Below are 17,538 nucleotides of genomic sequence, written 5' to 3' on the forward strand. Positions count from 1 at the left end.
CAACCTTTTTTTATTTCTCATTCCTAAAAAAGAAGCATGTACGATGTATATGCGGTCCGCGAAGATTTCCCTGTTTTAAAAGAAGTTGTGTACCTTGACAGCACAGCGACTACTCAGACGCCGATACCTGCAGTTGAAGCAATGGTCGAGTACTTTTACAAGTATGCTGGTAATCATGGGAGAGGAGCACACCGTCTGGCTAGGGAGACCACAAACCACTATGAGGACGCGAGGGAAACTGTTGCCCGTTTTTTAAACGCAGAGGCTTCAAAGACGGTTTTTACGAAAAATACCACTGAAGGAATCAACCTTATTGCAAACAGTTATCCCTGGGAGGCTGGAGACCATATTGTTACAACTCTGCTCGAACACCATTCAAATCTCCTGCCCTGGCTGCGCCTGCATAAAAATGGGGTAAATGTCACGGTTGTAAACCCGGACGATGAGGGCATAATAGACACCTCTATGATAGAGAATGCCTTCACTGAGAAAACCAGATTAGTTGCAATAACTCAGGTTTCAAATGTCTTCGGTTCAATCCAGGATGTAAAAAATATCACGAAACTTGCCCATAGAAATGGTATAAAAACCCTGATTGACGGTGCCCAATCCGCAGGACATATTCCAGTCAACCTCAAAGACCTTGGTTGTGATTTTTTTGCAACTGCCGGACATAAAGGCCTGCTTGGACCGCAGGGCACTGGCGTACTCTATATTAAAGAACCAGACATGCTCGAAAGTGCCTCAGTTGGAGGAGGTACGATTTCGGATGTTGAGGGGTACACCTACGTCCTGGAACCTTCCCCAGCCTGTTTTGAAGCAGGCACCCCAAATATTCCAGGAGTTATAGCGTTAGGAAGAGCAGTAGAATATGTGGAAAAAATAGGGGTTTCGGAAATCGAAACGCACGAAATTAAGTTGTCCAGGGAGGCTGCAAAAAGGCTCTCCGAACTCGAGCATGTGGAAGTTTACGGGCCTGAAGACAGGGGAGGAATAGTACCCTTTAATGTAAAAGGGCTTCATGCCCATGATGTTGCTCTGATCCTTGACCAAACCAGAAAAATTTGTGTCAGGAGCGGACATCACTGTGCAATTCCAATTACTCGCTTTCTGAAAGTGGACAGCACTGTAAGAGCTTCTTTTGCATTATATAATACAAAAGAAGAAGTGGATATATTGGTAAATGCAGTTGCAGGACTCAAGGCTCTTGTTTGCTGAAAGATGACTGCTGTGAACTACCCTAAGCTAAAAACTTAGGGGCTTCTTGCTTTATCCCCTGAACTTTTGTTCACAAGTTGCAAGGTCTTCCCCACGCTCTGGAGGTATCAAATTAGATTTTGATCTATAAGTGCGAATTTCTTGATATTGATTGCGGCATTAATATCTCTATCTTGCTTTTTTTGCAATCAGGATATTCCTATTCTCTACCTTTCAAGGTTAGATCGGAGGATGGAACCAACTTTGTTACGAAATATTGTTTTAAAGTTAATTAATAATTCCACATAAATATTATAAATTATTTCATCTGAATAGGGATATAGATATCTTTAATTTTCATCAAAGAAAGAAATATAATAGTGTACTTTTTAATTAAACTCATATAGATTTTTTGAAATGAAATGTGTAATCAAGTAAAAAGCTAGAAAAAAGTTAAATGCCAAATATAACTGATGTTAAAATATATTTCTGAAAGCAGATAATAGAAGGTTTTTATAATGGTTTGATCTTATACAACTTTATTAGAAAATTTGGGGAGAGCATATGGATGAAGTAAAAGAAATACTAGCTAAAAACAAATTTCTTTCGGAATTATTGGGGAAAAAAGGCGACAATAACTCCATATCAGAGATCTTAAAAAAAGCAAGAGCTTACTTTGATAAGCCTTTGAGGACTCTGCCAGATTATAATCAGGAAAAAGAAGGGCCCCTTGTAGAGTTTATAGTGCCTGATGAGTTAAAAGAAATCGAAAGATACTGGCTTCAGGAACCTTACACTTTTGTATCGATTCTGGAAGACCGCAGAACAAGACATTATAGGCTTGTTGAACCTTCACTCACAAAGTTTGAGAAGGAACTCCTTGAGAGAATTTATGAGGATTTTCAGGATATACTGATTCTGGGTTCTACAACTTCCAAATTTGAAAAGGATACATTTCTTGTGGATAAAGCCCTCTTCCTCCTTGAAAGCTATAAAGCTGGAATTTCGGCATCGGCACTCCAAAAAATTATTTATTATCTTAGAAGAAACCTTCTAGGCTACGAAAAAATAAATTCCCTTCTTTATGATCCTTATATAGAGGATATTTCATGCGATGGGGCAGAAGTTCCCCTTTATATTTATCATACAAGATATCTCAATATTGAAAGTAATATTTCTTTTAAAGACGAGGAACTTGATTCCCTTGTAATTAAAATGTGCCAGTTGAATAACAAACATGTCTCTGTAAGCCAGCCAATAGTGGATGCGAGACTCCAGGACGGATCGAGGCTTCAGGCTGTATTAGGAAGAGAAATTACCCCCAGAGGCAGTTCTTTTACTATCCGTAAATTCAGGAAAGACCCCATGACTCCCATAGACCTGCTCGGCTATGAGACATGCGACCTTGATATGCTCGTATATCTCTGGCTGGTTATCGAAAATGGTCACAATATTCTTTTTGCAGGAGGAACAGCGTCGGGGAAAACGTCTATGCTCAATGCTACATCTCTATTCATGCCTTCTACAGCCAAGATAGTCTCTATCGAAGACACGAGGGAACTCTTACTCTACCACAACAACTGGGTTTCCGGGATCGCAAGGCAAAGTTTTGCCGGAGACTCTACCGGAGAAGTTTCCATGTTTGACCTTTTAAGGGCTGCTCTCAGACAGCGTCCAGATTTCATCATTGTGGGTGAAGTGAGAGGCAGTGAAGCCCTTACCCTTTTCCAGGCAATGTCAACAGGGCATGCAACAAGTTCAACTATGCACGCAGGAGATGTACAGACTGTTATAAACAGGCTTACGCACGAGCCAATAAATGTACCTCATGTCATGTTGCAGTCTCTTGATGTACTCTGCATTCAGAAGCAGGCATACATAGGAGAGAAAAGAGTGAGAAGAACCCAAAGCCTCGTTGAAGTTCTTAATGTTGACCCTGAGACAGGAGATCTTGGCATAAATGAGCTTTTCAATTGGGAACCTTCAGAAGATTATTTCGTCAAGGTAGGGGATTCCCACACTATACAGGAGATCATGTATTCCCGAGGATGGGATACCACTCAGTTGAGAATTGAAATGGACAATCGAAGAAAAATTCTAACCTATATGTACGAAAAAAACATAAGGAATTACATCCAGGTGTCCATTGTAGTCCAGGCATACCAGAGCTATCCGAAGATGGTTATGGAATGTATAGAAAACGATACCTTACAGAGTATGACAGAGGACATGGCTGCTCAAGAGGGGGGAGCATGATTTATACTGCTGTGGATGAATTGGCATACAGATTTTTTGGAGACCTTTTTTATAGAAATAAAGAAAGCTTTCAGGATTTGAAGGCAAAAATACGCCAATCCCACATCTCCATGACAGTAGACCAGTACCTAGCCTCTGACTTAATGTATTCGATAATAGTAGGAATTTTTGGAGGGATTTTCGGCTTATGGCTGGGACTGAAAACTTTTGGGGACCCAATTTCCCGCCTTAGCCTTTTCGTGGATTCTAAAATTGCTGGTTTTGCAGGAGAACATGTTTATCTTCTTGCAATCCTAACCGCCCTTTTAGTGTTTGTTACATGTTTTCTTATCGTATTTTTCCTGATATACATTTATCCCTATTTTCAGACAAATAACCGGTGTGCCTGTATAGATAGATCCATGCTTCCGGCAATAACTTACATGTATGCTCTGACAAAAGGAGGGATGTCGGTTTATGATGTATTCAGATCTCTGAACAGGTATACCCATATATTTGGCGCAAGTGCGGAAGAAATATCCTATATTGTAAGGGACATGGATTACCTTGGAAAAGACTTTATAAGCGCTCTTAAATCTGCCAAAGAACGTACCTCCTCAGATGTTTTTAAGGATTTTGTTGATGGATTAATTATTGTTTCAAGTAGCGGAACCATAAACGAGTACATAAAAAGCAAGGCTGATCAATATCAATACACTGCAGAGCTGGCAAACAGAAGTCTATTACAGAGGCTTGATGTTCTTGCCGAAGTCTACGTGACAGCACTCGTTGCAGGGCCCCTTTTCATAATGGTAACCCTTGTTATGCTCCAGTTCTTCAAGCCGGCTTCAGCTCAGATCCTTTACATGCTTATTTATGTTATAGTGCCTGTTGCAACTCTTCTTTATATGGTACTTCTCGATACCGTGGGGGAACTTTCTTTTAATCCTAAGAAAGGTAGATTTTCTAGTTTTTCAATAAACCTTTCCGATATTCCAGAGATTGAGTCCGGGCTAACTGAAGAGGAGGAGAAAGAGAGGAGTAAAAAGTACAGGCTGTACAGACAGCTCTTCCATATCAAAGGCATGCTGTTCAATCCCTACAGGACTTTGCGGGACGAACCAAGATACACGTTTTTCATCGCAGTTCCGGTTGGGTTATATTATCTCTCCCATCTTCCAAAAAAGATTGCAGGCAAGATTAATTTTAGCCATTTGTTGAATGTAAATTTTGACCATGTAAGCAATAGTACCATACACTTGGCCACCTTGATTGATGATTATATTATTATTTTCACCGTCATTCTCCTTATTCCCTTCATCATCTTTTATGAGATAAAGGCCTGGAGGATACACAAGATTGATGAAAGAATGCCTGATATGCTTAGGAACCTTTCCAGCATGAATGACTCTGGAATTTTGCTTTCAAATTCCTTAAAAATGATAGCAGAATCTAAAATGGGTATCTTAAGTAAAGAACTTGTGAAGTTAAAAGAAGATGTTTCCTGGGGTACTTCCACTTCAAGAGCCCTTATGAAGCTTGAGAACAATATCAGAACAGCTTCTTCAAGCAGGATTCTTCACATTCTCGTAAAAGCAAATGAATCCACAAATGATCTTAAAAGCGTGCTCTCTATTACTTCTTTACAGGCTAAGACCGAAGAAGGGCTGAAAAAAGAGCGCTCGTCACAAATGGTAATCTATATAGTCACTATCTATGTATCTTTCTTCGTCTTCCTTTTCATAGTCTATATCCTGGCCACAAATTTCTTCCCGCAAACTGCCGCATTCACAACCTCTTCCCAGGCAGGGGGGACTGGAGGAGTCGGAAACGGATATTTCAATATCGAGGAGTATAGTATGCTCATGTTCCACTCAGCCCTGGTACAGGCTTTTACTTCCGGGCTCATTGCCGGAAAGATGGGACAGGGTTCTGCGTATTTGGGCCTGAAATACAGTGTAAGCATGGTGATAGTTACTTACCTGGTTTTCATGTTTGTTTGACCCTGTGTTGAGAAGTTGACGGATCTGGTCCGGAAAAAACTCTCAATTTCACCCTTCTTTTTGACCTGACGGGAATAAGCAATAGTTCAAAATTACCTCCGTAGAAACAAAAGTGCGTAGAAAACACAAAAGCCTGGAAAATTATTTTGAAAACTCGACCATATTTATTAATCTCCATGAAGACGAAGATCACAATCTCAGCCGATATATGTACAGTATTTCTCTTTTCCAAAAACGGTGTCCTGTGGATATGTGTTGTGCTAAACGGATATATAATTCCCGAGTAATCTGAATAGCACCTTTCGGTCTTTTTTGTCCAGCACAGCTGCGGGGCTGGAATCCATCGACTTCGATTAAATGAAAATAGAAACTTCAACCGAACTGAAAAAAATCAGGTATTGTTAGCTAAAAATAGTTAACTCTTTATTTCTGTATTTCATCAATAGAAGAACCGAGTACTTTAGCATTTCAAGACTCTTCGTATAACACTTTGTCTTTCTTCTTAATCTTGCTAGAAAATGCCTCAATATGCTGTTATATCCTTCAACTGTAAATGTTTCTGCTTTTGATTGAGTATGAATCTTTTCTGGAAGAAACTCTTTATATGCTCTCCAGTGATCTGTCATCACTTTTTCAATGTATTTTTTCTTCAATTTTTCCCATAGTAGTTTTCCAGTTTCTGTTCCTCTGCTGCCAAAAGAGCAGTTGATGAACTTTTTCCCAACTCTATCAACAGCAATCCAGATCCAGCAATATTTTTTTTGTTACCGATGTAAGTATGCATTTCATCCAGTTCAACAATAGATATCTCATTTTCACTTTTTAGAGCCTCTAACTCCTTACCAAATTTCTTTATCCATCTTTGGACAGAAACATGACTTACCCCTAAAAATCGTCCTATTGAGCGAAAGCCCAATCCTTCAAGGTAGAGTTGTAAAGCCTGTCTTTTTACAGAAGCGGAAAAAGCAGTTGATTTCAGCTCTACTGTATAGTTATAGCCACAATCAGAGCATTTGTACCGTTGACGCCCGCCAACTATGCCATTCTTTTTGTGACTGGAACTATTACATTTTGGGCAATTCATGCAGAAATATAGGTTATAAGTATATATATCTATTTTTGTTTACCAATGCCAAAAATCAAAGACAAAAATATTGACTCTTTATTGTGGACGAACTGGGAAGCCGAGATCTTTACATTGATGCCGAAAAAATCTCCATCTATAAAGTCATCGTCCTCAAAACAATGCTTTACAATACCTATATCAAAACTGAAATTAACTGAAATTAACTGGCCTAATATGGTTAATAAAAATATTTAGTTTCAAAACATAAATTTTTTAGTTTATTTTAAGATTTTTAGGGGACAGAATCATTCACCACCTGGAAAAATCATAAAAGAACAAATTTAAACTGAATCTAAAAAAGAATAATCTTTTAATTTGAAAATTATAAACTGTTTAACGAAGTTACTTTTTAATATTATTGACATTATCTCCAGTCTTTTTCCAAGAAGATAGTAATTCAAGATTCGATTCTTAAAAATTGACCTCATCAGAGCCTTGAAGGAATTAACGTAATTCTGTAAAAGTCTGCACCTGAAGTATTTAACTGTAACGCATTTCCAGAGTGATATAATCCAGCAAAAAGTAGTAAAAAATATACGAAGAGAATCGAAAAAGAAAGCACGAATTCAAGATAAAAACAAGTTAAGTAAAGAAAGAGGAAAAAGCACCTTAAACAGGTGCTTAAATTGTTTTTATGGGATCCTTATATCAGTATCGCAGATAAGCTGATTGGTCTGGACATCAATGATTTTGATGTGGACAGTCTCACCAGATTTAGGTTCAGCTCCAAAAGCATTTGCTCCAGCTGTGTCCGTCAACCTGAGCGTCTTCACAGAACCTACCCCAAAGACGCCAAGACCAGCAGGAGTAGCGGTAATAGCATTATTCGCAGCCCCAATTATATAAGACTGACCGCTCCCAACGGATGCCATAACTTTTGTTATTGCACCATCTTCGAAATGAATCGGGTCTCCGCCAAGGTGTTCGATTCTTATAGTTGCTATATCAACAGATCCAGTGATATCGAGAGGTCCTGCTTTAATATCGAGGTTCGCCTGCGGTGCGGATTTTGCAGGTCCCTGTCCAAAAACGGAAGATCCGATTGCGGCGGCGAGGATGACGGTTATTGCAACCATCAGGATGACACCGATAACCGGGGAAACTGCGTGAGTATTTTTAAACCATTTCGTGAAATCCATATGTTTCTCCCTCCTGATTAAAGGTATTCGGACAGGACAGCCTGCCAGATACTTTTAACACCTGAAATACATACTTAAACAGTTTTTGAGATTTAACTTTATACCATTGTACCCTTCATTTCTATATAAATTTTTGCTGAATGTTTTGAGTATAATTTACATTTTTTAATCAACTTTTTTACCAAGATAATAATTATCAACTCTACATTAAATAACTTTTCTTAGACAGTCAGGTTGATATTCAATTAGCAACATTTTAGGGAGTCAGGCAACAAATTTGTAGAAGGTGATTCTTGTCGTGGAGGGTAAAAAATGCAGAGCACTTGGCAAGGACTATAAGGCAGTTTCAGAGGTATATGGGCAACTGCTCATGATGAGTATAGTCGTTATAGCTTTTTCCACAATAGCCTTAACCGTATTTTCAGATGGAGCCTTGAATCCGGAGCATACTCCGCATACTGACCTACGAGAAAATATCAATACAAATACCAATCGCGTATATATCACACACAGTGGAGGAGAAGCTATTGACCTGTCAGCTATCAAAATAATACTCATCGCTGACGGGCAGCGGTATGAATTCAACAAGTCCGACTTCAAAGATCCAGACGACACTGACCCCGACGATGCTGTTTTCATGCTTGGGGATTGCATAGTAATTAATAACGAAAACATCAAGAGTGGGATTGATATAGACATGTTATTTGTGGACATGCCTTCTCAGCAGGTAATCCAGAGAACAGCGCTCCAGCAAGGCCCTACGAAAGTCCCGTACTGGATAACTCCTTGCCCATACGGGAGTGTTTACGACAATTCTACAAATAAATTCCTGCCCACTGAATTAGTTGATGGGATGAACGACGGGCTTTTTATAAAGGCGCAAGTTCCGAAAAAACCAGAATCAGTATACCAGGAGTTCACGTTTGGTATAGACGCCGATGAAATAGGCATTTCAGATTCCTCAAAGCCAGTAAAGTTGAAAGTAATTTACCGATCCCAGGGCTGCAGCCCGGATGAGATTCCGCTTTCGATATATAATGGCTCTGATTGGACGCAGATAGGTCCCAAAATGAAAAACTATAGCAGCTTCGATGATTGCAAGAACAGTAATTCAAATATTTACGAAATAACTTCATATGTTAATGCTTCTGAAAAACTTGAAAATCTCAAAGTTAGGTTTTCAGCCACAGAAAATCCAGATGAACATGATCCAGATGAACAGAATGAAAAGTTTTATGAAATTGACTTCATAGGGGTTCATATAGAGTTGTAATTTCGGAAGGTAGGAGGCTGAGGCAAGGGGGTCAACAAGAAATGAAGAAAAATAATGGATATAAAAATGAGTCAGAAAGAAGATCTTTTTTCCGTTCGGAGTCTGCAACAGCAACTGTTATTGGGGCAGTATTACTTCTAGGAATTATATTTACGGTGTTTGCCATCATACGGATAGATGCTGTTCCGGAGTGGAAAAATGATGCCGAGTACTCTCATATGGATGATATAGGGGAGGATATGGCAGATCTTAAGTCAAAAATTGATATGATGTCAACCATCCTGGCTTTAAACTCTAATTCCTCATACATCAACTCTTCGAATCCAAGTTCCTTAGCTCCTCCGCTAGTTATGAATGTGCCTTTCCATATGGGCGGTGGAGAGATTCCGTTTATAGACTCTATAAAATCCAGTGGGAATCTTGCTGTAAATAAGGATAGGTACGTTATGAGCATAATAGTAAACCCTGAGGACGATGAGCCTTACTTCCAATCTATCAACTGCGGCACCATTAATTACAGTTCCCAAAACAGATATTATGTAGATCAGGTTTTCAGTTATGAAAACGGAGCCCTGATCCTTAAACAGAAAGACCAGGCAGTCATGATGCTCTACCCTTCTATTCTTTTTTCCAATGTATCGACCAATGAAAATAATGTTTCGAATTATGATGTTTCGATAAACGCCATAAGGGTTTTGCAGAAACCCTATATTCCCCCAGATATTATTTCCTCAAATAGTCGGTGTTCTCTTCGCCTGACAGGAATCGGTTACCAACCTCTCTATGATAGTGAGATAAAAAGCTCAGGGAACATAGACAGATTTGTGTTAACAATTACCACAGAATATCCCAAAGTCTGGGAGCTTTATTTTGAAAAAATAATGGAAAATGCAGGAATAAGCCAGGACAAATACAACCTTACGAATGAAAGCAAAAATGTACACTTAATTTTCCCTGAAATATCAGATCCAGCAAGTGAAAATGAATCAACATTGGAGATAAAAAGATTATATATAAGCGAAACCGAAATCAAGGCCGAGCCTGAAATTGGCTTAAACTGAATAGAGAGGAAATTAAAGGAAAAAATAAGGGATACTTAGAAATCGAGAGAAAAAATATAAGCGAAAAAACGAAAAGAATTACAATCTCAGGATTTGGAAAAGAACCTTAGATGCCTGGTTTGCATACTTCAATGAAAATGCGCAGGATAGAGGGTTAAAATACGAAAAGGATTATAAGATTGAATATCTCCCTGATTCCAACTCCGTGCGTTTCTCATTCCTTCCCGGCAGCAGCAAAAAACTTGAAAGGCTCCATGTGAGTAAAGTGATGATACATACAGAAGTCGGAGCCTGATAAAGTTTTAATTTTTTTATTTCACAGACTGGATTTAAAATATAACGGTTGAAGCGTGCATAATTTCTCAATGTATTAAATAACGCCGAAAATGAAAAAACATAAAAATGAATATCAACTATCTTGCAGTCTGCCTTCACTGACGGAAAAGAAAAAGGCATATGGATTCTATACCCACTTACACCGAAAAATCGGATAAGCTGGAAAAAAGAGATCCATATGCCTGAAAAATACGCAACTTATTACCCTGCAACAAGAATTTATTCCGACGGCAGGACCGAAGATATTAAAGTGCTGCTCGCAAGAGAATGCCCTGTTAAACTTTTTCTTGACGGAAAACTTTTTACGACGCTCTTTGCTTCCCCACTCGAACTCAAAGAGCTTGCAGTCGGGCACCTGATCACAGAAGGAATTGTCAGTTTCAGGGGGATTGAAAGCGTCGAAGTTGAAGGGAATGAAGTTAATATTCTGACCCGAAAAGATAAGCAACTCCTTCGTACCAAAACAGCCAAAGAAGCTGAAAAAGAAGAAAAGGTCAGCAAAGAAATCTTTGTCGATTCGGCCTCTGTTTTCGAACCTGAAGTCCTTTTTGCAGGCACAGGACATCTAGAATCCGATACATACAAACTTACCAGAGGGACTCATCTGGCAGCTCTGATAGACATAAAAGGAAAAGTTTCGGTACGGATTGTTGATGTCGGAAGGCACAATGCCGTAGACAAAGCAGTAGGATCCGCCTTTTTCAAGGGCCTTGACCTCTCACAACATTATATGCTTTCTACAGGCAGACAGCCCGCCTATATGGTCACAAAAGTGGCAAGGGCAGGAATTCCCCTTGTCGCGACCAAAGCCATGCCCTTCGATTCAGGCGTTGAAGCCGCAAAAAACACAAACGTGTGCCTCATAGGCCAGCTCAGAAAAGAATCGATGCTCATCTTTGCCAGTGAATGGCGGGTAAAAACCAAACGGTGAGAATCCGCTAAAAAATCGCTCATTTTCATTTATATGTAAAACGGCTTTTAGCATAGCTTTAGCTTTTACCAGAAGGCGCACTGTTATTGATTCCAAAACCGTAGAAGCTCTAAAATCAAATTTAAACGCTGAAAAAGGAGAAAACTAAAAAAAATAATCCCCCAAAAAAAGAAAGTCACGTATGTAATCCATTATAATATTATTTCTTCTGCCTGGGAAAGAGATAGACATCAGCTATGAAAGATTTGCCCAGTCTATAACAGATGACTCAGGAAATCGGCTGCATCCAGCTTGTCCAGACGTTTTCTCCAGCTTGGTTAAAATTTCATCTTTGGAGATTGCTGCGCCGAGTGCTGGAAACCATCTCAACGCTCTCTTCCGGAGGCATGATTATTGCCAGGATAATATATATGACAATGCCGATTCCTTCCAGAACAAGGGCTGCAAAAGCGAGCCTTATGAAGGTCGGGTCAATATCAAAGTATTCTCCTAACCCGCCACAGACTCCAAAGAGCTTGCGGTCGGTCTTGCTCCTGGTTAGCCGCCGCTTCATTGTGTAGATGGTGCTTTTTTCTTCCCCGGACTCTCCCCCTTTTACTTCTCCGGCCTCTGTTCGAACTTCTTTTTCTCCGGTCTCTTCCCCTTTATCTTCTCCGGTCTCTGTTCGGACTTCTTTTTCTTCGATTTTTTCTTCAGGTTTTGCCCACGATTCCTCCGTATAACCAGTTCTAAGTTCTCCCGGAGCTTCAAAAAAATGTTCTTTATTTTCCTTTTTTTCTTGAGATTCTGGATTTTCCTGCATATTGACTATTTAATTCCCCAGGATTTATATTATTATGGTACTTTTTCTACCTTTTTTATTATTCTTATTTCATCCTTTAATTTTAGTGGTTATCTGAACAACAGCATCCCGTTTCCCTGAAGAAAACTTCGTATAACATAAGAAGAAGCAGTAAAACCACAAAAATACCTTCAGGTCTCCGGAAAGCAATTCTTTTGCGGTTCCCATGATTGCAGTTGCGCTAACCCCTACTTTCAGGTAAAACCGATCCAGCAGGGTTCCTGCCCCGAGAGTACGGAGGGAAATCACTACCATATTAAGAGCTGCCTGACGTTTTCCCAGGAAACGGGCAACCACCATCATAGTTGCTGCATTGGTCGCCGGACCTGCTCGTCTACGATGTAATAAACAGTAAATTTTCCTTCCCTTCTGACTCTCACAAAGTCAAGCCCTGAAGGTGCAGAGGCCATGAGAGACTGCGGGCTGAGTGACATCGAGAACCTGTTCGAGTTCGCAAACACACATCTCTTTTTGCCTTAACAAAAAAAGGACCTTCAGGCGAGTATCGAACTGGAGCGCCTGAAAAACCGCAGCCATCAAAGAGATATTTTCTGCATCAGGAACCGTTTGCAGCAGGTTTCATATCTGCTTTGTGTTCACTCTTTCATAGTTATTTTGTATGATTACATGAACAACTGATCATATACCAATATCTCTTTGATGGCTGCGGCAATTGAAGAGACTATAAAAGTCGTTATTTTATCTTAAAACCTTTTCATTACTTGTTTTTAGAGGCTAAGAATTAGGATGGCAATAAGTACAAGGATAAATAGGGCTTTCCAGTCTCTTTTCTGCATGGAAAGCTCATGCATTGAGGTTCTGCGTATTCCCTGATAACCTCTGCTCTCCATTGCGAGGGCCAGTTCTTCCGCGTCCCTGATTACACCCCTGAGCAGGGGAATGGCAAGGGCAGGAACTGAATGGAAAGGATTCTTTACAAAATCCATTCCCCTTGCAGCCTGTGCTGCTTTTGTCCGCTCAACTCTCTCGAAAAGAAGAGGAAGAAACGCTATAGAGATATTCATCATTGTAGCAAGCTCAAAGGAGCTGATTCCCAGCCAGCGTAGAGGTAGAGGTCTGAGCATTCTTTCTATGCCACAGGTGATTGCAGAAGGATCCGTACTGGCTGTAAGAAGGGCTGCAAAAAGCAGCAAAAGTATGAACCGGGCAACAAGCTTAAGCCCTTTATCCAGTCCTTCCAGACTAGGCTGCAGGACCCAGAATGAAGCAAAAGCTCTTCCATCGGTGAAAAATAGCTGCGCGAGAAATATGAAAATCATAAACAGGACCATAGGCCTGACTGCCCTTAAAAACACCTTCATTGGTAACTCTGAAAGCGAAGCGAAGGCAAAGAAAAGCACGAAAAGAGACCCAATTCCTGTAAAATTCTCAACCCTGAACGCCAGAATTCCAAGTAGCATTACTGCTGCAATTTTTGTTCTGGGGTCGAGCCGATGGAGAATGGAAGCCCCAGGAACATAACTGAAAAAAGGTTCCTGCATGTTTCCTCGTATTTGTCTTTTTAAAGTATTTTTCAGAAATTTTATTCAGGTGCTTCCTGTTTAAAATAAATTTAGCACTTTGTCGATCACATTAATCTTCAACAATTTCTTATTCAGACAGCAGTTTCTTACCAGATTATATTCTCTGACCCGGATTGTTCTCATAATTTTCTTTTTCAATTGCAGATTTTACTCTAAGGATCTCTTCAAGAGCACCTTCAACCGTAAATACTGCAGGATTTACGGGCAGACCTCTTGCTCTGAGTTCCTTCATCATGGAAGCAATAGGCGGAAGAGGTATGCAATCGGTTTCAAGGTATTTTTCCCTGCTGCCCTGGAAAGCTATCCTTCCTTCCCTGATGAGTACGATTCTTTCAAGCAGCGGAAAAAACCCTTTAAGGTTATGGGTTACTGTAATAACCGCAGTTCCCCTGTCTTTTATTTTTTGAAGAGCCTCGAGGATTTCCTTTTTCCCAACAGGATCAAGCCCTGTTATGGGTTCGTCCAGTATGAGGTAATCCGGCCTGAGTGCAAGGGCGCTTGCAAGGGCAATTCTTTGCATTTCCCCTCCACTAAGGCTGAAAGGGTCTCGAGAAAGCACGGCCCGATCAAGAGAAACAGCTTCAAGCACCTCATAAATCCTTTCCTCGGTTTCTTTTTTCGAGTACCCGAAGTTTAGAGGGCCGAAAGCTATTTCCTCATATATGGTCCTGCAAAAGAGCTGGTCTGCAGCCTGTTGAAAAACCATTCCTACCCTGCGTTTTGCCTCTTTTGAGGAAGGATCGAGCCCGTCAACACGCACGGTTCCGGTTTTCGGCTTAAAAACCCCGTTGAAAATTTTTGTAAGAGTGGATTTCCCGGCACCTTTTTCTCCCAGTATCCCCACGAACTCTCCTTTTTCTATCCGCAGGTTAATGTCTCTTAAAGCAGGAGTTTCGAGAGGAGTCTTACTGGAATAGGAAAAACTCACGTTTTCAAGAATAATCGGCATATTTCCTCTGCAAAGCTGTGGGGGGAAGATGTTTTTTCCCAGGGGATTGCGACCCCGTTAGTTTTCAGGTGCTCTGCCAGCTCAATAAGAGAAGGCAGGGAGAATCCAAGGGTTTGAAGGGAGGAGTCCGAAAAAACGCTCTCAGGATTTCCTTCAAGCATTATTCTCCCTTTTTCCATGACAATTATTCTGTCTGCGTCATGAAGCTCTTCGAGATTGTGGGTAATATATACAATCGTTTTTCCTTTTCGGTGCAGTTTTTTTATGCTTTCAAGAATAGCCGTCCCGGAATCGGGATCAAGCATGGAAGTGACCTCATCGAAAATAAGGCATTCAGGCCTCATTGCAAGAATTCCTGCCAGGGCAACACACTGCCCCTGCCCTCCACTCAAATTTTTTGGGGAACGGTGCCTGTAATTCTCAAGCCCTGTTTCGGCAAGGGCCACATCCACGCATTTCCTGATTTCCACAGGAGGAAGGCAAAGATTCTCGGGGCCGAAAGCAAGATCTTCTTCGACTGTCCTGCCCACAAATTGAGTTTCAGGATTCTGGAATACAATACCTATGAGCTTCCGGATTCCCGGGAGCTTGGAAGGATCACGAGTATCCATTCCCCTTATCATTACCCTGCCTTGCTGGGGTTTCAGGAGCCCATTGAGCAGGAGAGCAAGTGTGGACTTTCCGCTGCCGTTTTTACCGATTATCCCTATGAATTCTCCTTTTTTTATTGCCAGAGTTATGTTCTTAAGCGCAGGGGTTCCATCAGGATAATTATAACGTACTTTTTCGAGCCTGATCATACTTAATCAAACTTTCATTTCTTCGTTTTAAATTCTCCGAAAAACTCCGGTTTCTTTTTCAAAGGAAAAATTAGAAGCCAGGAGGCTTTAAAGTTCATGGGTTGAAGCAATGTACGCGGCAACTGCAGTTTTTACGATTTCTCCCGGTATAAAAGGAAGAATACCAAGGGCAAGGGCTGTCCCGGGTCCTATCTCAGCCATCAGCATCAATTGAAAAACCCCGCAGGCATAGAGAACCAGGACTCCTATGCTCATGTTAAGGGCATTGATGAGGAGCCTGGATCTGGTAGTATTTTCCGCCTTTTCGGAAAGCTTTCCTATGATATAAGCAGCGAGAATGAACCCGACTATATACCCGCCTGTAGGCCCAAGGAGCACTCCCATTCCGGAACTGCCTCCTGCAAAAACAGGAAGTCCTGCAATGCCAAGCAAGGTATACACTATCATGCTCAGGCTTCCCCATTTGCTTTTCAACATGCTCCCGGCAAGCAGAACAAAGAATACCTGCAGTGTGATAGGGACAGGGGAGAAAGGCATAGGAATCTGTATGTAAGATCCTGCGGCAGTCAGGGCCGCAAAAAGGGATGCAAAGACCATCATCCTGAGTTCAGGAGTACGGGATGAATAAGAATGATTGTTTTTTATATGCACATTTTCTCCTCTTATCGATTTTTACTTTTACTCGTGTCTTTTCTTTTTTTCGCCTTTTTCAGGCTTTTCAATGATTCTTAAACCTATATTTGCAGGTAAACACGATCCGATGGGAAATAAAGGCTGTAATAGTGACTAAACTAACTGATAAAGACTGATACTGACTGTACCTCTTGATACTGACTGTACCTCTTAAGCCTCACAGCAACAATTCTCTAAATATCAATATCAATATCAAATCTCTGAGGGACAGATAGCCCATTGCAAATATAAGGTATTGTTAACCACAGAAATGTCAATGGTTTACATTAGATTTAAAACTTTCCAGAAAAATCAACTCTTGTTTTCTCAGGCGTTTATTTCTCCATTTCGAACCGACAATTAGATATATATCTTATACCGGTATTAGGGATACTTCACCTGAAATGCAGATTCAGCAGGCGGCTGCAAGGCTGTATTCTCAGGAAGCGGTTCGTGGGCGTGTGGCCTAGCCCGGATATGGCGGCAGCCTCCTAAGCTGTAAATCGGGGGTTCAAATCCCTTCGCGCCCGCTAATTTCCTTTAACCTACTTTTGTCAGTTTAATCCAGAAATAAAGGTTCATTTTAGAATTTTAATGTTTTTTAGACGCTTTGCCGACTCAGAAGGAGAATCCGATCTTCCTGAATTATAGGATCTATTTGTAGACGATGGAAAATCTCTTATCTGGAAAGCGAGTAATTCCATAGCTGGTACACAGTACAGTTTTAAAAATCATAAACTCTAACAGTTTATTCTATAACAGCCTTATTCTATTAGAAAATAAAATGCCACTTCAGAGGAAACAGAAATTGATCAGGAAAGCCAGGGTAGATGACGTCGTTGTAATGAAGCAGATTATCAATACTTATTCGAAGGATGAGCTAATGCTTGCCCGTTCTCTGAGTGAAATATATGAGAACATTAGGGATTATTACATCTGCGAGATTGATGGAGAGGTTGTAGGCTGCTGTTCGCTGCATGTAGTATGGGAAGATCTTGCAGAGATACTTGCTCTTGCGGTGAACCCAAAATGTGCAAGAAAAGGAATAGGTGCAAAGCTTGTCTCGGCATGCCTTGATGATGCTCGAAACCTTGGCATGAAGGAAGTCTTTGCACTTACTTATGTGCCTGGTTTTTTTGAAACCCTGGGCTTTAAGGTTGTGGACAAAAACAGCCTTCCCAGGAAAATCTGGTCCGGCTGTCTAAAATGCCCCAAATTTCCAGATTGTAACGAAATTGCTGTCCTTAAATCGATTAATTCCTGAATTGCTTCAGAAATCCTTCCTTTCTATTTTGAAGATTTCAGCAATTGAAGTTGAATCCACGGGATTTTCGTTTTGAAACCTTTATAATAAATATAAATAGTCAAAAAACCAAAAGATATTTATTCAGGCAGTTATGTTTTTTAGGTGATCCTAATTATCTGATCTAA

The 17,538-nt window shown here is 40.5% G+C and carries 16 protein-coding genes, 1 tRNA gene and 1 pseudogene; 8 read left to right on the forward strand and 10 right to left on the reverse strand.

Annotation, left to right across the window (positions count from 1 at the left end; genetic code table 11):
• The first annotated feature begins 36 nt into the window (after positions 1-36).
• The gene (locus RG963_RS00495; protein WP_310574311.1) at positions 37-1,218 is read left to right on the forward strand and encodes a cysteine desulfurase; all 1,182 of its coding nucleotides are present in this window, start codon (positions 37-39) and stop codon (positions 1,216-1,218) included.
• A gap of 107 nt (positions 1,219-1,325) precedes the next feature.
• Here RG963_RS00495 and RG963_RS00500 read toward each other — a convergent pair.
• A pseudogene (locus RG963_RS00500) lies at positions 1,326-1,450 on the reverse strand (RNA-guided endonuclease TnpB family protein); the annotation flags it as partial.
• Positions 1,451-1,761: 311 nt separating this feature from the next.
• On the opposite strand from RG963_RS00500, the gene RG963_RS00505 reads away from it, so the two are divergent.
• Positions 1,762-3,453 carry a type II/IV secretion system ATPase subunit gene (locus RG963_RS00505; protein WP_310574312.1) on the forward strand — a complete coding sequence of 564 codons (1,692 nt, stop codon included), beginning with the start codon at positions 1,762-1,764 and terminating at the stop codon, positions 3,451-3,453.
• Entirely contained in the window at positions 3,450-5,435 is a 1,986-nt protein-coding gene (locus RG963_RS00510) for a type II secretion system F family protein (RefSeq protein ID WP_310574313.1), read from the forward strand. Before RG963_RS00505 ends, RG963_RS00510 begins: the two co-directional genes overlap by 4 nt.
• 401 nt (positions 5,436-5,836) lie before the next feature.
• Here the strand turns inward: RG963_RS00510 and RG963_RS00515 are convergent.
• Positions 5,837-6,519 (reverse strand): IS1 family transposase gene (locus RG963_RS00515; RefSeq protein WP_310574314.1). Its coding sequence is split into 2 segments (ribosomal slippage): positions 5,837-6,196 and positions 6,199-6,519, totalling 681 coding nucleotides; the frame shifts between segments, so codons are not numbered across the junction.
• A gap of 674 nt (positions 6,520-7,193) precedes the next feature.
• A complete protein-coding gene (locus RG963_RS00520) occupies positions 7,194-7,700 on the reverse strand; it encodes a type IV pilin (protein WP_310574315.1) in 507 nt (168 codons plus the stop codon).
• Positions 7,701-7,998: 298 nt separating this feature from the next.
• Between RG963_RS00520 and RG963_RS00525 the strand changes: the two genes are divergently transcribed.
• The 3 genes from RG963_RS00525 to fdhD all read left to right on the forward strand — a co-directional run bounded on the left by RG963_RS00525 (position 7,999) and on the right by fdhD (position 11,301).
• On the forward strand, positions 7,999-8,973 hold the full coding sequence (locus tag RG963_RS00525; protein ID WP_310574316.1) for a type IV pilin N-terminal domain-containing protein: 975 nt from the start codon (positions 7,999-8,001) through the stop codon (positions 8,971-8,973).
• Positions 8,974-9,014: 41 nt separating this feature from the next.
• On the forward strand, positions 9,015-10,034 hold the full coding sequence (locus RG963_RS00530; protein ID WP_310574317.1) for a hypothetical protein: 1,020 nt from the start codon (positions 9,015-9,017) through the stop codon (positions 10,032-10,034).
• Positions 10,035-10,452: 418 nt separating this feature from the next.
• On the forward strand, positions 10,453-11,301 hold the full coding sequence (gene fdhD / locus RG963_RS00535) for a formate dehydrogenase accessory sulfurtransferase FdhD (RefSeq protein ID WP_310574318.1): 849 nt from the start codon (positions 10,453-10,455) through the stop codon (positions 11,299-11,301).
• Between the two features lie 325 nt (positions 11,302-11,626).
• Here the strand turns inward: fdhD and RG963_RS00540 are convergent, their stop codons facing one another.
• The 7 genes from RG963_RS00540 to RG963_RS00570 all read right to left on the reverse strand — a co-directional run bounded on the left by RG963_RS00540 (position 11,627) and on the right by RG963_RS00570 (position 16,035).
• A complete protein-coding gene (locus tag RG963_RS00540; RefSeq protein ID WP_310574319.1) occupies positions 11,627-12,103 on the reverse strand; it encodes a PspC domain-containing protein in 477 nt (158 codons plus the stop codon).
• 69 nt (positions 12,104-12,172) lie between these two features.
• Positions 12,173-12,445 carry a hypothetical protein gene (locus RG963_RS00545; RefSeq protein ID WP_310574320.1) on the reverse strand — a complete coding sequence of 91 codons (273 nt, stop codon included), beginning with the start codon at positions 12,443-12,445 and terminating at the stop codon, positions 12,173-12,175.
• A gap of 81 nt (positions 12,446-12,526) precedes the next feature.
• Complete coding sequence (locus RG963_RS00550; RefSeq protein ID WP_310574321.1) at positions 12,527-12,679, reverse strand: ArsR family transcriptional regulator; 153 nt, start codon at positions 12,677-12,679, stop codon at positions 12,527-12,529.
• Between the two features lie 191 nt (positions 12,680-12,870).
• Positions 12,871-13,644 carry an energy-coupling factor transporter transmembrane component T family protein gene (locus RG963_RS00555; RefSeq protein ID WP_310574322.1) on the reverse strand — a complete coding sequence of 258 codons (774 nt, stop codon included), beginning with the start codon at positions 13,642-13,644 and terminating at the stop codon, positions 12,871-12,873.
• Between the two features lie 136 nt (positions 13,645-13,780).
• Positions 13,781-14,635, reverse strand: coding sequence for an ATP-binding cassette domain-containing protein (locus RG963_RS00560; protein ID WP_310574323.1), 855 nt, complete (start codon positions 14,633-14,635; stop codon positions 13,781-13,783).
• Positions 14,611-15,435, reverse strand: a complete 825-nt coding sequence (locus tag RG963_RS00565) for an energy-coupling factor transporter ATPase (protein ID WP_310574324.1) — start codon at positions 15,433-15,435, stop codon at positions 14,611-14,613. Before RG963_RS00565 ends, RG963_RS00560 begins: the two co-directional genes overlap by 25 nt.
• A gap of 87 nt (positions 15,436-15,522) precedes the next feature.
• The gene (locus RG963_RS00570; RefSeq protein WP_396654676.1) at positions 15,523-16,035 is read right to left on the reverse strand and encodes a biotin transporter BioY; all 513 of its coding nucleotides are present in this window, start codon (positions 16,033-16,035) and stop codon (positions 15,523-15,525) included.
• A 527-nt stretch (positions 16,036-16,562) separates the two neighbouring features.
• Here RG963_RS00570 and RG963_RS00575 point away from each other — a divergent pair.
• Together RG963_RS00575 and RG963_RS00580 are read left to right on the forward strand one after the other, a co-directional pair.
• Positions 16,563-16,637 (forward strand) — tRNA-Arg (locus RG963_RS00575).
• Positions 16,638-16,891: 254 nt separating this feature from the next.
• The gene (locus RG963_RS00580) at positions 16,892-17,371 is read left to right on the forward strand and encodes an N-acetyltransferase (RefSeq protein ID WP_310574326.1); all 480 of its coding nucleotides are present in this window, start codon (positions 16,892-16,894) and stop codon (positions 17,369-17,371) included.
• Positions 17,372-17,538: the final 167 nt, after the last annotated feature.

The sequence above is a fragment of the Methanosarcina baikalica genome, from assembly GCF_031461075.1.
GTDB lineage: Archaea > Halobacteriota > Methanosarcinia > Methanosarcinales > Methanosarcinaceae > Methanosarcina > Methanosarcina baikalica.